This window comes from Parageobacillus thermantarcticus (genome assembly GCF_900111865.1).
Lineage (GTDB): Bacteria > Bacillota > Bacilli > Bacillales > Anoxybacillaceae > Parageobacillus > Parageobacillus thermantarcticus.
Map to the genome: position 1 here is coordinate 1 of NZ_FOJS01000056.1, position 14,170 is coordinate 14,170.

Annotated in this window: 17 protein-coding genes; 3 read left to right on the forward strand and 14 right to left on the reverse strand. The window is 42.2% G+C overall.

Going from position 1 to position 14,170, the window contains the following annotated elements:
• From BM278_RS16195 to BM278_RS16225, 7 genes are all read right to left on the reverse strand, one after another.
• A partial coding sequence (locus tag BM278_RS16195; protein ID WP_143093465.1) for an IS110 family transposase occupies window positions 1–252 on the reverse strand: 252 nt, incomplete at its 3' end.
• Window positions 253–361: 109 nt separating this feature from the next.
• Entirely contained in the window at window positions 362–1,258 is an 897-nt protein-coding gene (locus BM278_RS16200; protein WP_013876318.1) for a carbohydrate ABC transporter permease, read from the reverse strand.
• 59 nt (window positions 1,259–1,317) lie between these two features.
• Window positions 1,318–2,709, reverse strand: a complete 1,392-nt coding sequence (locus BM278_RS16205; RefSeq protein ID WP_090951822.1) for a sugar ABC transporter substrate-binding protein — start codon at window positions 2,707–2,709, stop codon at window positions 1,318–1,320.
• Between the two features lie 437 nt (window positions 2,710–3,146).
• Window positions 3,147–4,109: a LacI family DNA-binding transcriptional regulator gene (locus BM278_RS16210; protein ID WP_425272989.1), complete on the reverse strand. Its 963-nt coding sequence runs from the start codon at window positions 4,107–4,109 to the stop codon at window positions 3,147–3,149.
• A gap of 630 nt (window positions 4,110–4,739) precedes the next feature.
• A complete protein-coding gene (locus tag BM278_RS18915; protein ID WP_013876315.1) occupies window positions 4,740–4,913 on the reverse strand; it encodes a hypothetical protein in 174 nt (57 codons plus the stop codon).
• 342 nt (window positions 4,914–5,255) lie between these two features.
• Window positions 5,256–6,605 carry a glucose-6-phosphate isomerase gene (locus BM278_RS16220; protein WP_090951826.1) on the reverse strand — a complete coding sequence of 450 codons (1,350 nt, stop codon included), beginning with the start codon at window positions 6,603–6,605 and terminating at the stop codon, window positions 5,256–5,258.
• 159 nt (window positions 6,606–6,764) lie between these two features.
• Window positions 6,765–7,928: an iron-containing alcohol dehydrogenase gene (locus BM278_RS16225; RefSeq protein ID WP_090951829.1), complete on the reverse strand. Its 1,164-nt coding sequence runs from the start codon at window positions 7,926–7,928 to the stop codon at window positions 6,765–6,767.
• A gap of 151 nt (window positions 7,929–8,079) precedes the next feature.
• On the opposite strand from BM278_RS16225, the gene BM278_RS16230 reads away from it, so the two are divergent.
• Window positions 8,080–8,313, forward strand: coding sequence for a DUF378 domain-containing protein (locus BM278_RS16230; RefSeq protein ID WP_090951831.1), 234 nt, complete (start codon window positions 8,080–8,082; stop codon window positions 8,311–8,313).
• A 38-nt stretch (window positions 8,314–8,351) separates the two neighbouring features.
• Here the strand turns inward: BM278_RS16230 and yugI are convergent, their stop codons facing one another.
• The 4 genes from yugI to BM278_RS16250 form a co-directional block, all read right to left on the reverse strand.
• Window positions 8,352–8,717, reverse strand: a complete 366-nt coding sequence (gene yugI / locus BM278_RS16235; RefSeq protein ID WP_090951834.1) for a S1 domain-containing post-transcriptional regulator GSP13 — start codon at window positions 8,715–8,717, stop codon at window positions 8,352–8,354.
• Window positions 8,718–8,833: 116 nt separating this feature from the next.
• The gene (locus tag BM278_RS16240) at window positions 8,834–10,006 is read right to left on the reverse strand and encodes an aminotransferase (RefSeq protein WP_090951838.1); all 1,173 of its coding nucleotides are present in this window, start codon (window positions 10,004–10,006) and stop codon (window positions 8,834–8,836) included.
• Window positions 10,003–10,503: an Lrp/AsnC family transcriptional regulator gene (locus BM278_RS16245; protein ID WP_090951841.1), complete on the reverse strand. Its 501-nt coding sequence runs from the start codon at window positions 10,501–10,503 to the stop codon at window positions 10,003–10,005. The genes BM278_RS16240 and BM278_RS16245 overlap by 4 nt, the downstream gene beginning before the upstream one ends.
• A gap of 123 nt (window positions 10,504–10,626) precedes the next feature.
• Window positions 10,627–10,890 (reverse strand): DUF1871 family protein, encoded by a 264-nt coding sequence (locus tag BM278_RS16250; protein ID WP_244151205.1) that lies wholly within the window; start codon window positions 10,888–10,890, stop codon window positions 10,627–10,629.
• Between the two features lie 91 nt (window positions 10,891–10,981).
• Between BM278_RS16250 and BM278_RS16255 the strand changes: the two genes are divergently transcribed.
• Window positions 10,982–12,142: a MalY/PatB family protein gene (locus tag BM278_RS16255; protein WP_090951844.1), complete on the forward strand. Its 1,161-nt coding sequence runs from the start codon at window positions 10,982–10,984 to the stop codon at window positions 12,140–12,142.
• Window positions 12,143–12,250: 108 nt separating this feature from the next.
• Here the strand turns inward: BM278_RS16255 and BM278_RS16260 are convergent, their stop codons facing one another.
• The 3 genes from BM278_RS16260 to kapD form a co-directional block, all read right to left on the reverse strand.
• On the reverse strand, window positions 12,251–12,772 hold the full coding sequence (locus tag BM278_RS16260) for a superoxide dismutase family protein (protein ID WP_090951848.1): 522 nt from the start codon (window positions 12,770–12,772) through the stop codon (window positions 12,251–12,253).
• A 63-nt stretch (window positions 12,773–12,835) separates the two neighbouring features.
• Entirely contained in the window at window positions 12,836–13,042 is a 207-nt protein-coding gene (locus tag BM278_RS16265) for a hypothetical protein (protein WP_090951853.1), read from the reverse strand.
• 86 nt (window positions 13,043–13,128) lie between these two features.
• The gene (gene kapD, locus BM278_RS16270) at window positions 13,129–13,752 is read right to left on the reverse strand and encodes a 3'-5' exonuclease KapD (RefSeq protein ID WP_090951857.1); all 624 of its coding nucleotides are present in this window, start codon (window positions 13,750–13,752) and stop codon (window positions 13,129–13,131) included.
• A 298-nt stretch (window positions 13,753–14,050) separates the two neighbouring features.
• Here kapD and BM278_RS19345 point away from each other — a divergent pair.
• On the forward strand, window positions 14,051–14,170 hold a 120-nt coding region (locus tag BM278_RS19345; protein WP_244151207.1), incomplete at its 3' end, for a UPF0236 family protein.

The window sequence follows — 14,170 nt, forward strand, 5'->3', positions numbered from 1 at the left end:
CAACCAGTAGTGCCCGGTCGGTTCCACGGCGACGATCACCTGTGACTTCCCGAACGCTTGCATCGCCTCCTGAATCGCTTCATTCAGCTGCCGAAATCCCTTCTTCGACTGGAGGAACGGGAAGGATTTTCGAAGCACACGCCCCCGGTCATCCACGAAGCAGGCGTAGTGGGTTCGTTTCGCGATATCGATTCCCACGACAAGCGTTTGTTCGGTGACTTGATTGATTTTATGATTTTGTGTACAATTCATCTGAAGTCCTCCTTGGCATGATGGTAGGTGTTGTTTGACACCCCTGCATCATACCAAGAGGGCTTTTTTTGATCAAGTCCCCGGAAAAGCTCCTAACAGGAATGCTTTCTTATTCGATTCTTGAAGAGCCCATCATTTTTTTCATACCGAACAATTTCCACATGATAAATGAAAAGATCAATGCAATCAAAACAAGAACAAGCGAAATAGCAGAACCATAGCCAAATTCGAAATTCCGAAAAGCTTTATGATACGAATACAAAGCTAGTACTTCGCTCTCAAATAAAGGCCCACCGTTTGTAAGCAAGAGAATATATTCATAGGATGTAAGTAAAGACAAAAACTGCCATAGTGTCACAAACATTAGCGGCCAACGCATAGCCGGGATAATAATATCTTTAATGATCGACCATTGAGAAGCTCCATCTACATTTGCGGCGTAGAATAAATCTTTCGGTATGGACTTAATAGCCGATGAAAAAATAATCATCCCAAACGAAGCCCCAATTAATCCATTGGCTAAAATAACAGCAACCATCGGGTGAGTTGTCAGCCACTCCTTAGGTGGCATATGAAAGATAGCTCGCAAACTATTTAACACTCCATATTCACTTGGATCAAAAAACCATAACCAAAGAAGCACATACACGACTGGTGGAGAAATTCGTGGCAACATCCAAATCGTTCGAAAAAACAGACCAACGGATTCTTTTTGAATAAAGTAGGTTGTCAAAATGCCTAAAACCAGACCAAAAAACACATTAATCAATAATGTGAAACCAACGTAAATGACAGTGTTTTTTACAATCAACAAGATATTCGGATCAGTCACAAGCTTTTGAAAGTTTGCCAATCCGTTAAAATCCCACCTCATGGCAGAATCCATACTGGTAAATGCCAATATGGCTATTAATACAACAGGGAGAAAAAAGAAAAGGAAGATCAGAACGATAAATGGTCCAAGCATAATGGCGGGCAACTTCCACTTTTTTAAAACAGATCCCACTTTTCTAACCTCCTTTAAAGATGATACCTGGCAAGCATACGCCAGGTACCACCACCTTTTTATTCAACAATCTTTAACTGATCACCAAGGTCGTTTTTCAACTGCACTTCTAAATCTTTTAACGCTTCTTTTGGCGTTTTCTTTCCAAGTTCTACTGCTTGAATGGCATCAAATACTGCTTTGGAATACTTAGGGAATCCTTCATGGTTCGGAATGAATGTCGTATATTCAAGCATGTATGTTACATTTCCCAATGTTTCATTTGCTTTAAAGTCCGGGTGTTCTGCAGCGCTTTTTGTGACAGGAAGATGGAACGTCTTTACATCATGTTCCGCTTGAAGTGCAGGATTAGCCACAAGTTCCAACAAACGTTTCACTAATTCAAGATGTTCTGTTTGCGATGAAACGGTATATACGAATGGATGAGAAAGAGTAATTGGTTTTCCACCTTTTTCTGCCGCAGGAATAAGCATCATACCAAAGTGCTCATTGATCCATTTTTCATCCACTTTACCCAATTTTTCGTGGAAATTGTCTTGACTCCAGTTAAATACGTTCCAAATGCCTCCGTAGTAGAACAACGCCTTCCCGTTTACTACCGCCTTGTGAATACTGCTCCATTCCATTTGAGTAAGATTGCCTGGTATTAATTTTTTCTGTGCGATTTCATAGTAATAGTTCAACTGTTTTTCAACAGCTTTTTTATCTAATACAATTTTATTTTCTTCAGGGTCATATAATTTTCCGCCAAAATTGTAAACCATTACATGGAAATCAGGACCGTCTACCGGACGATGAATAATACCAAATTGTACTAATCCCTTTGCTTCCGCTTCTTCAGCCAATTTTGTCATATCATCCAGTGTAAATTCGCCGTTCTTTACTTTTTCCGGAAGATTATTAATTTGCTCTTCACTCCAACCAAGCTTTCTCAAAACATCCTTATTGTAGAAAACAGGACGTGCTTCCGTATCTTGCAAAGCACCCCAAATATGACCTTTATATGTTACAGAATCCCATAGAGTTGAAAATACATCAGAATATTCTTTAGATTTTTTTAGTTCATCTAAAGGGAGTATATAATTTCCATCCGCTAACCAACCGATGTTTTCATGACCTGTCGCATAAATATCAGGCTCTTTTTTGGCCTTGAAAGCTAACATAAATTGTTTGGCATACTCTTCCCAACTTCCTTCAAATAAGTTTGTTTTGACTTTTACTCGAATATCCTTTCCTTGTTGTTTTAATTCTTCATTTAATTTTTCAGCCGCTTTTTCCAGATTTTCAACTCGAGTTATTTCTGGTGCAGCTGTTTGAGCTTCGATCGTTACTACTTTAGACTTATCCTCATTTGACTCACTTCCAACAGACTGATCAGTCTTTCCACAGCCAGAAAGAATTCCCATTGCGAGAATGAATGTAGATAAGACACTTGCTGTAATTTTTTTCATCTTTTTCTCACCCCACACATTTTAAATTTAGGAAATTACTATTTAAAGCAGGGGAGTTGAGTATAAACCTATTACCTTATGGGAACGTTCCCATATAACATTTATTCCTCCCCTAATAAACTAACTTGTCCCTCTTTACACTCCGATTATAAAGTGAAAATATTAAGCCTCTTTTATCAAAATGCTAAAATAATGCAAAAATAGTTTAAGATGAATTAACAATTTACTATATCAACGTAAAAAATTCCCCTTACCGAACTTTATGGTTATAATCAATCCAAAACCAAAAAGTTCATGTCGGGGAATAACAATAACTCATCTTGGAAAAGCGATATGTTACCTAGTAACTATCCTTTTTCCAATTTCAGTATTGATTTACTTGTAAGAAGATCCATTAGTCGATTCCCTTATAACGAGTTTCGGCTCATATTCGATCTTTAGCGGCTGTACATCCTTTTCTTTTTTATTAATTGATCCAATAAAACAACCGCATCTTCACCCATTTTAACCTTATCAATATGAACCGTGGTCAATGATGGATGGAACATGTTTGAATAATCGATATTATCAAAACCTGCAACAGCTATATCATTAGGTATTTTCAGCCCTTTTTCCAATAGAAACTTCATAGCACCCATAGCCAGCATATCGTTTGTAGCAAAAAGAGCGGTTGGCTTTCTAGCTAGGAAGCGATCCCAAATATCAGACAGCCCTTTATAACCGTCATCAAATGTTGATGTCGGTGAAAAATAAATATCACTCATCGTAATTTCTCCGCCCAGTTCCCTAATACGCTGGCTAAAGCCTTCAAAACGCAAGCTATGACTGCGATGATCCTGTGGCCCAGCAATCACGAAGATCTTCCGATGGCCTAATTGATACAAATGGTCAGCAACAAGACTTCCACCTTTTCTATCATGATTGACAATCTGAATCACATCATTCTTTTCAATTGTTCCATTTACAATCACGTAAGGAACGTTAAATTTGTCGATATAACCAACTACTTCTTGATTAAGCCTGCTGATTAGAATAAGCCCGTCCACTCGTTTTTCCAGCATAAAATCTGCTGATTTTAAAGACACTTCTTTATCCGTTGTGACAAACACGGAATAGTGAAGGTTTTTCGCTTTCATAAGAATAGCATCGAGGATTTTTCCATAGAAAGGGTGGGAAGCAATCGGATAGTGTTGCCGGTAGATGATGACCCCAATATTATTAGTCCGTTGAGAAACCATTGCTCTTGCTACTGCGTTTGGTTTGTACTGCAACTCCTCAATAGCTTTTAATACCTTCTCTCGTGCTTCCTGGCTTGTAAATCCTTTCCCCGAGATTACTCGCGAAACCGTTGATTTGGAAACTCCAGCCCGTGAAGCAATGTCTAAAATAGTGTAACTCAACGAAACAGCCCTCCATCTGTATATTATATTGGTATATATTGTATTTATTTGCGATGGCGTTACAAATTTTATGCATCACTCACCGTATTACATGTAAGTGTATAGAGTTGGCATGCAATATCTTGTCTACTTTAGATTGTTTGGCACTGTAAAAATCTCAAGACGGACTCGAATTTTTTATGCTCATTGTTGCATGGGTTATGCAGTCTGCATCATATTTATTTTAATTTTATGATAAAAAAAATTTCTTTATATAAATGTTACACTTTTATTAAGATATTGTTAATTGGTCAATCACAGAAAGTTCGGTTGCTTTTTTTACAATTTACTCTATATAAGGAATATTTACCCTTACAATCATGACGAAATGCAATCACCACAAACAAACCTTCTTTGTCACCTATGTTTTCCTATTGACGACTACTCAATTCATCGTGGGAAATAATAGCACTTTATGTTGCTTATCCCTTCAAAAAAATAATGTTCTCATTTTTGTATATCATCCCTTTTCAGCGGTATTTCTACAAAAAAATCTCTTCAGCTTGACAGTACTGCCGTCTGTATAGAAGAGATCAAATTGGAAATATTTATAGTTAATAAAATATCAGGAGAACAACGAACTGTGCCAACTTATTTTTTATTGTTGTTGATGGCAATGGTTAATTTGGAATGCTCTTCGACTTTTCCACTATTTCTTTCGAAAATTCCATAGTTGCTAAATTTGGCATTCTCATTCATTGATTCATAAAGCTGTTTATACCTTGCATCGCACGCTGAATCGATTTTGGCATCATAACTGAGCATTTCGTCCTCTTCTCATGCTGAAAACGGCTGTCGCGGCAATTCCCATGTCTAAACTTAATATCGCCCATATAACGTTGTTATTGCTTTTCCGTTCCATTAAGCACAACAATTGGTTCCACCTCTATTACCTTCAAAATTAAATAGACGTAAACAATTCATGATCTCTACAATTCTCTTTTTGATTTCCCTTGCGTTCGAAAAAAATGATTTTTTTTTCGAACATTTATTAGTGTGCGTTAGAGAAGTGTGAAAACACTTACTTAATAACGCCGCAATTCTTATGCCATGAGAAATGTTAATACATGAAAAAAAGGACTCTCCATAAAAGGAAAGCCCTTCTTATTATTTCAAGCGTTTTTCCAGTTCCGCTTTTTTCTCTTCGTATCCCGGTTTGCCAAGGAGAGAAAACATGTTGACTTTATACGCTTCTACCCCTGGCTGGTCAAACGGATTTACCCCTAATAAGTAACCGCTCATCGCGCAAGCTTTTTCAAAGAAATAGACAAGGTAACCAAACGTATATTCATTTAATTCCGGAAGGGTGATCACTAAATTTGGCACATTGCCATCGGTATGGGCGAGAAGCGTTCCTTCAAACGCCTTTGTATTGACGAAATCAACCGTTTTTCCCGCCAAATAATTCAATCCGTCCAAATCGTTTTCTTCTGCTTCAATGACTAAATCATGGCGCGGCTTTTCGACTTTCAATACCGTTTCAAACAAATCGCGGCGTCCTTCTTGAATGTATTGTCCCAATGAATGAAGATCCGTCGAGAAGTTCGCCGAGGCTGGAAAAATCCCTTTTTGGTCTTTCCCTTCGCTTTCGCCAAACAGCTGCTTCCACCATTCTGCGAAATATTGCAGCGCAGGTTCATAGTTGACGAGCAGCTCGATCGTTTTTCCTTTATTATATAAAATGTTCCGGATCGCCGCATATTGATAGGCAGCGTTTTCTTCGAGTTCGGAACTGCTGAAGTCTTCGCGTGCTTGCGCCGCCCCTTTCATCATTTCCGCGATGTTGGCGCCGCTTACCGCAATTGGCAGAAGCCCCACCGCCGTTAACACGGAATAACGGCCGCCGACGTCGTCTGGAATAATGAACGTTTCATATCCTTCCGCCGTCGCGAGCGTTTTTAACGCGCCGCGCGCCCGGTCCGTCGTCGCGTAAATCCGTTTGCGCGCTTCTTCTTTCCCGTATTTTTCTTCCAACAGCTTGCGGAAAATGCGGAACGCAATCGCCGGTTCTGTCGTCGTTCCCGATTTCGAAATAACGTTAATCGAGAAATCTTTTCCTTCAAGCAAATCCATTACATCTTTCATGTACGTCGAGCTAATGTTGTTGCCAACAAAAATGATTTGTGGCGCATTTCGCTTTTCTTTCGGAAGCGCGTTATAAAACGAATGATGGAGCATCTCGATCGCCGCGCGCGCCCCTAAATAAGAACCGCCGATCCCAATCACCAACAGTACGTCGGAATCTGCTTGAATTTTTGCGGCCGCTTTTTGAATGCGGGCAAATTCTTCTTTGTCATAATTCACCGGCAAATCGATCCAGCCTAAAAAATCATTGCCTACACCTGTTTTCTCATGAAGGGAATGATGGGCGACTTTCACCGCATCGCGCAAATAGGTAAGCTCATGTTCCCCAAAAAACGCCAACGCTTTTGAATAATCAAAACGAATATGTGTCATACGCTCGATCCTCCAACCAAAAATGTTCTACCCTTCTTACACTTTAACGAAACAATGAGACAGAATCAAGTCGTGCCCCGTTATGTAAACGGATTCATTTTGAACATTTCATGACTGTCAATAGTTAAAAAGAAGCAGCCGTCGCCGCCTCTTTTTGCATTATAACGATGCGCGCAAAATCGCCAGCACATCGTCGCGGTTTAACTTTTTGAACTTGCCAAATTCGCCGTTCGCCATTGCTTTGTCAGCGATTAATTCTAAACTTTCTTCGCCGATTCCGTAATCGGCAAGCCGTGACGGCGCCCCAATGCTTGACCAAAATTCGCGCAATTTTTCAATTCCTTCTAATGCAACGTCCCGCGCTGTTTTTCCTTCTGGATTTACGTCAAAAACGCGGACGGCTAACTGAGCAAACCGACCGACATTTTCATCAAGCACGTGTTTCATCCAGTTCGGGAATAAAATCGCAAGCCCCCCAGCATGCGGAATATCATAAACCGCTGACACCGCATGCTCGATGTTATGCGTCGCCCAGTCGCCGCGGAGTCCCATTTGCAAAAAGCCGTTGAGAGCAATGGTGCCGCAATATAAAATCGTTTCCCGCAACTCATAGTTTTGCAAATCATTGACCAATTTCGGCGCCGCTTCCATGACCGTGCGCAACACCGCCTCACACATCCGGTCTTGCAGCGGGGTATTCGCCGTATGATGGAAATATTGTTCAAACACATGGGACATCATATCGACGATTCCATAAACCGTATGATCTCGCGGAACCGTTAGCGTATATGTCGGATCGAGAATCGAAAATTGCGGGAACGTCACAGGACTGCCCCATCCATATTTTTCTTTCGTCTCCCAGTTCGTAATCACCGAACCAGAGTTCATTTCCGAACCGGTTGCCGCAAGCGTTAACACCGTTCCAAACGGAAGCGCTTCGGAAACTTTCGCTTTCTTTGTGATGAAATCCCACGGATCGCCATCATATTTCGCACCCGCCGCAATCGCCTTCGTACAGTCAATGACACTGCCGCCGCCGACAGCGAGCAAAAACTCAATTCCTTCCTTTTTGCAAATTTCTACGCCTTTTCGTACAGTCGACAAGCGCGGATTTGGCTCCACGCCAGGAAGCTCCGTTACTTCCACGTTCAACTCATTCAATATGTTCATTACCTCATCGTACAACCCGTTCCGTTTAATGCTGCCGCCGCCATAAACGAGAAGGACTTTTTTCCCGTAACGCGGTATTTCCTCTTTCAACTGCTCAATCTGTCCTTTGCCAAAAATCAACTTTGTTGGATTTCGAAAAGAAAAATTTTCCATATGTATCAAATCCTCCTTTTCTTCTATTATGGCTACCACTTGCCTCACGTGTAAAGCAATTTACTCTTTTTTCACAAACTATGCATATTTTTAGTAAACATTATGCATTCTATAAGCGAATCATTGAAAAATGTTAAGGAGGAATTTACGAATGAGTGCACTTCAGCGCATTGCGCTATTACTTACGATCATCGGCGCTATCAACTGGGGATTAATCGGTCTCTTTCAATTTGATTTAGTAGCCGCCATATTCGGCGGACAAGATTCCGTGTTATCCCGCATCATTTATGGGCTCGTTGGCATTGCCGGACTTATTAACCTCGCACTTCTATTTAAACCTGCGGAAGAATTGGGACGCACAGAACCAAAAGCTTCCCGAACATAAATAAAGCAAAACACTCACCTTGTCAAATGGTGGGTGTTTTACTTTGATAAGTCTTCTTTTTTCGATTGCTCAATCCATTCCTGAAGCTTTTCCTTCAATGTATTAAATCCTGGGTTTAACGACATTTTCACCTTTACATGTCGTTTTTTCATTTTTCCTTGTCTTTCTTCCACCGCCTTCATGGACAGGCTCGCTCGTTTTGTTTGCGGGTCGATGGACAACACCTTCACCGTTATTTCATCACCGACATTGACGTAATCTTTAATATTTTTCACAAACCCGTGAGAAATTTCTGAAATGTGGACAAGCCCTTGCGTTTCCCCATCTAATTCAACAAAAACGCCGTACGGCTGAATGCCAGTGACTTTTCCTTTCACGATACTTCCTACTTCTATGTTGGACAACCAAAACACTCCTAGTTCCAAAATGAATATGTGTTTTTATATTATAACATAATTTTTTATCAATCAAAAAAATAGCCGTTCCGCTATCACACGGATATGATAGCGGAACAGGACGGCTACAATCGATCTAAAAAGCGCTTCATTCGCTTGATCGCTTCTTGCAGCTGTTCCATTGAGGAAGCATAGGAGCAGCGAATATATCCTTCGCCACTCGCGCCAAACACGCTTCCAGGAACAACTGCCACTTTTTCTTCCAATAACAGCTTTTCCGCAAATTGTTCCGACGTCATCCCTGTCGCCCGAATGGACGGAAAAGCGTAAAACGCTCCGCCGGGCATGTGGCAGCTGAGCCCAATTTCATTTAATGATTGGACAAAATAGTTGCGGCGGCGGTGATAGCTTTTTTTCATATATTCGACGTCTTGTTCGCCGTTTCTTAACGCTTCAATCGCGGCGTACTGCGCCATCGTCGGCGCGCACATGATCGCATATTGATGAATTTTTAGCATCGCTTGCAAAATTTCCGCAGGCGCCGCAGCGAATCCAAGCCGCCAGCCAGTCATTGCAAACCCTTTCGAAAAACCTGAAATCAAAATGGTCCGCTCCCGCATTCCGTCTACTGCCGCAAAACTTATGTACGGACCGTCATACGTCAGTTCAGCGTAAATTTCATCGGAAATGACAAGCAAATCATGCTTTTTCACAATTTGCGCAATAGCTTCCAACTCTTCTTTATGAAGCACGGTGCCTGTCGGATTGTTCGGGGAGCAAACGATCAGCGCTTTTGTGCGCTCGGTAATCACCCGTTCGATTTGTTCAGGGCGAAGTTTAAAATGATCGTCTCCGTTTGTTCCAACCGAAATTGGCACTCCACCTGCCAGCGTAACAAGAGGGCTGTAAGCGACAAAACTAGGTTCAACAACAATGACTTCATCCCCTGGGTTCACCGTCGCCCGCAGCGCTAAATCAATGGCTTGGCTTGCGCCGACCGTGACGAGAATTTCCGTTTCGGGATCGTATTTTACATGAAATTTGCGCGCCAAATACGCGGCGATTTCTTGGCGGAGCTCCAAAAGTCCTGCGTTTGCCGTATATGATGTATATCCTTGCTCAAGCGACAAAATGCACGCTTCCCGTATGCTCCATGATGTCACAAAATCCGGCTCGCCCACGCCAAGGGAAACTACTCCCTCCATGCTGGAAGCAAGATCAAAAAAACGGCGAATTCCAGATGGCTTCAGACGAGCGACCGTCTCCGACAAATACGATTTTTTCGTTTGTTGCATCATGGCGCCATCACGATACGATGATCTTGATCTCCTTGGTCAAACACCGTACCATCATGTTTATATTTTTTCAAAATGAAGTGGGTCGTCGTTGAAATGACGGAATCTAACGTCGATAACTTTTCGGAAACGAACTTCGCCACTTCTGACATCGAGCGGCCTTCAATCACAACGGATAAATCATACGCTCCTGACATTAAATAAACGGATTTTACTTCCGGGAAGTGATAAATGCGCTCCGCCACTTCATCAAATCCTACTCCCCGCTTTGGCGTTACCTTTACATCAATCATCGCGGTGACGCCTTCATGTCCGTCCACTTTTCGCCAGTCGACAAGCGTCGTATATTGCACAATCACTTTTGTTTCCTCAAGTTTTTTTAAAATCGCTTCCGTTTCGTCAACAGATAGCGACACCATTTTTGCTAGCGTCTCGATCGGAATGCGCGCATCTTTTTCTAATATTTCGATAATTTCCACTTCTTTTTCGGTCAGTTTCATCTTTCCATCCCCCTATTGAAAAATTCCTATCATCCATATCGATTCGCGCGAAAAACGACAAAAAGCGAAGCTGCGACAAAAAATCCGCTGAAACGAATTCTGCTTTATGTAGTGCGATACGCGCTACGGAAGAGAACATGCGGCAGCCTGTTTCATCGCTAAAAGCTGTTGCGCCATTTTTACACATTCATGCAAAGGAATCTTTTTTTCAAACGAGAATTCATAAATAGCTTGTATTTTTTCGGCAAGCGTTGTCGGTTCATCGCAGTCATACACTGCCTGCAAAACATCGACCGCTTCCGTTTCATAAGCGTCATCACCGTAGCCGAACGGATCCCACGTCCGAATCGCATGAAGCAGCTGCCGGTTCATTTGTTGCGCGTCCATCGTTTGGCTATCACCTTCCCAAGCAAAAATGTGGAGCATACAAAAATTATAAGCGATAATTCATAAAAAAAGAAGGGAGAGGATGCATTTCATGTATTCATTTGATGATGTCATCGAACGCCGCAATACACATTCCTTGAAATGGGATGACACAGAGCGCGTTTTCGGTGCGAAAGACGTGTTGCCGATGTGGGTAGCGGACATGGATTTTCCAGCACCACCTGCCGTCATCGAAGCGCTAAACAAACGAATCGCGCACGGCATTTTCGGATATACGGTCATCCCTGATTCTTTAAAAGACGCTGTTAAACATTGGCTCCAATCGCGGCATCAATGGGAAATCGAACCATCATGGCTTTCGTTTGCCACCGGTGTAGTGCCGGCGATTGCCACGGCCATCGAGGCGTTTACAAACGAAGGGGATCGCATCGTCGTCTTTACGCCGGTATATCCGCCGCTATTCCAGCTTGTTAAGAAACACCGCCGCACGCTTGTAACAAGCCCGCTTCGCCTTGTGGAAACCCGGTATGAAATCGATTGGGACGATTTCGAAGAAAAAATTCTTGGTGCGAAATTATTGTTGCTATGCAGCCCACATAATCCTAGCGGCCGTGTTTGGACAAAAGAAGAATTGATAAAAATAGGGGAATTATGTATAAAACATGACGTCATCGTCATTTCCGACGAAATTCACGCAGATCTTACGTTTCCGCCGTACCAACACATTCCGTTTGCTTCGATTGATCCGGCATTTGCCGAAAAAAGCGTCACGTGCATCGCGCCGACGAAAACGTTCAACCTCGCCGGGCTGCAAGCAGCCGCCGCAATTATTCCAAATGAAGCGTTGAAACGGCAATTTAATAAAGTACAGCAGCGGCAAGGATTTTTTACGCTTAACACCTTCGCGGTTGCCGGCACGGAAGCGGCCTACCGGCACGGCGGGGAATGGCTTGATGCGCTCTTGCAATATTTGCAGAAAAATATCGATCACCTATGTTCTTACATAGAAACGAACTTGCCAAAACTTCACGTCATCCGTCCTGAATCAACCTATCTCGTTTGGGTCGATTGCCGGCCGCTCGGCAAAACGGAACGGCAGCTCAAGCAGCTTCTTTTGGAAAAAGGGAAAATCGCCGTAGAATTTGGAAGCAAATTTGGAGAAGAAGGAAGAGGATTCATTCGCATTAATATCGCTTGCCCGCAAAAAACGCTAGAAGACGCGCTTCATCGTCTAACGGTGGCGCTTCAATAGTTCAGGCCAATCGTTTTTTTCGCTTTGGATTCTCGTGCGTTAGCTTCCGTCTCTCGCTATAAAAATACGAAAGGCTCTTCCTTATTAGGTTAGAGCCTTTTCTTTGATTTATTTTTTTATTTCTCCGCATGCAATCCGTCCCCCAGCATCTCCAGCCGGCTGCGTCATCCCATCATCTTTTCCGGCGTGGATGACAATCGCCGTTCCATCTTTTGTTAACAACGTCCCCTTTTCCCCTTCTTTTAGCGTCACATTTGGAGCAATCAATTCCACATTTACCGTTCCATCCTCTTTTACGATAATATTAGGTAAGTCGCCGGCATGCGCTCCTTCTGGATGAAGCAATCCATGTTTTTTTCCGTCTGGATTGTAGTGGCTTCCAGCCGATTGAAAATCCGGCTTTTTGCAAACTCCTTTTTCATGAATGTGAATCGCGTGTTCACCGGGCGGAAGCCCTTCCAAATCAAGCTTCAATTTAACCCCTTTCGCTTGTTCTGCTAGTTTTACCGTGCCAATGGAATCACCGTCACTATTTATCATGTTTACTTCTAAATTTGTCACATCTTCCTGTTGGCAGCCGATGGCGAATAAAACGACGACCGCTACCAACAAACCTGTCTTTTGAAACACAAAACCCCTCCAGCAACACTTTTTTGCATCTAGTATTGCCAAAGGGAAACCAGATTAGACAATTTATTTTTCATTATCCTTGTTATTTTTTATTACCTGTTCTTCCAATCGCTTCGCTGCTTCTTCTTGATATCGCGAAATTTTTATAATGAGCCGTGTCGTTAAAACAGCCGCTATAAGAAAAATCATGCATGTGATTGCCGCAGGAATATATTCGCGTTTATCTTCAGGAAAATATAACATAAAACCTAATATATACGAAACCGCCATCATTCAACAACCTTTCGCACATAAAATGTTACATCAGCTATTATACCATAACAAGCCAAAAGCCGCTTACAAACGGCACCAAGGCTTCATAACGCAAACTTTTTTCTTAGCTGCGTAAAATCGATGCGCTCTCCAATCGTTGGCGGTTTTGTTTTCACTAAATATTTTTTATCATTTTCTACTAGACGGAAAATATTATAAGTGGTAAAAGCATCGTCTAAAGCGCAATGCGCCTTTCCAACCCCTTCATCTCCATATTCTTGTATCGCCTTTCGCAATCCTGTATGATTTTTGTTTCCAAAAAACAATTTATATTCCATCGCTAAATCGCGGTGCTCGCCCGCAAATGGAAATGGCAGATTAGCGGCCATGCAGTTTTCCTTTAACACTTTCATATCCATGCTTCCCCACGTAACCACCGTGATTGGGCCTGAACGATCGTACTTATGCAACAACGCGACCAGTTCGTGAAAACTCATTCCTTGATCTATTTGTTCTTGCGTAATATTTAAAAACGATTTGCACCGGTCCGTAAGCACTGGAAATCGCGTCGGTTTCACATAAGAGGAAAATTGGTCGCATACTTTGTCGTTGACAACCACAACAAGCCCGACTTCAATGATTTCCGGAAAAAATCCCCTCGGCTCCGTTTTTGTTTCCGGCATCGTAAATTCAAAATCAAGGAATAAGTATTGTGGTGTTGCTGACACCTCCTTTTTCCCTCCTTTCTTAATTCATAACCACGTATCATGTTACTACTATTATATCACGGGAAAACGACATTTTATTTTCCTTTTCAGAAAATATAAAAAAGTGTGAGTAAAATGTTTGTGGGAAAAATTCTTAGAAGTTCCCCGATGAGGGGGTTGGGAACGTAGGTTCGCAATCCCCCCTCATCGGGGCCACCAAGCGAAGCGCGGTAGGATCCCAAGCAGGAAACATGAAAAAAGGACTCTCTCCCTGGTAAGATGATCATTGCCAAACCATCAAACAGGAGGAGAGAGTCCCATGAATATTCAACAACATCTTACCACAAATTCGTTGTCATGGAAAGAGATCGAACTTGATTTGTTTCGAGCCTTGCAAAACGCCTTCGCCGAGCTGTTTACGGCTCTGTTGGAGGACATC

Bases quoted from the DNA above. Each gene is read 5' to 3' on its own strand.
- BM278_RS16265 (WP_090951853.1), bottom strand. From the start codon at position 13,042: ATGGCGGTTTCGTATATATTAGGTTTTATGTTATATTTTCCTGAAGAT.
- BM278_RS16245 (WP_090951841.1), bottom strand. From the start codon at position 10,503: ATGAAACTGACCGAAAAAGAAGTGGAAATTATCGAAATATTAGAAAAA.
- BM278_RS16220 (WP_090951826.1), bottom strand. From the start codon at position 6,605: ATGACACATATTCGTTTTGATTATTCAAAAGCGTTGGCGTTTTTTGGG.
- BM278_RS18915 (WP_013876315.1), bottom strand. From the start codon at position 4,913: ATGCTCAGTTATGATGCCAAAATCGATTCAGCGTGCGATGCAAGGTAT.
- BM278_RS16205 (WP_090951822.1), bottom strand. From the start codon at position 2,709: ATGAAAAAAATTACAGCAAGTGTCTTATCTACATTCATTCTCGCAATG.
- BM278_RS16255 (WP_090951844.1), top strand. From the start codon at position 10,982: ATGTATTCATTTGATGATGTCATCGAACGCCGCAATACACATTCCTTG.
- BM278_RS16225 (WP_090951829.1), bottom strand. From the start codon at position 7,928: ATGGAAAATTTTTCTTTTCGAAATCCAACAAAGTTGATTTTTGGCAAA.
- BM278_RS16240 (WP_090951838.1), bottom strand. From the start codon at position 10,006: ATGATGCAACAAACGAAAAAATCGTATTTGTCGGAGACGGTCGCTCGT.
- BM278_RS16230 (WP_090951831.1), top strand. From the start codon at position 8,080: ATGAGTGCACTTCAGCGCATTGCGCTATTACTTACGATCATCGGCGCT.
- BM278_RS16250 (WP_244151205.1), bottom strand. From the start codon at position 10,890: ATGGACGCGCAACAAATGAACCGGCAGCTGCTTCATGCGATTCGGACG.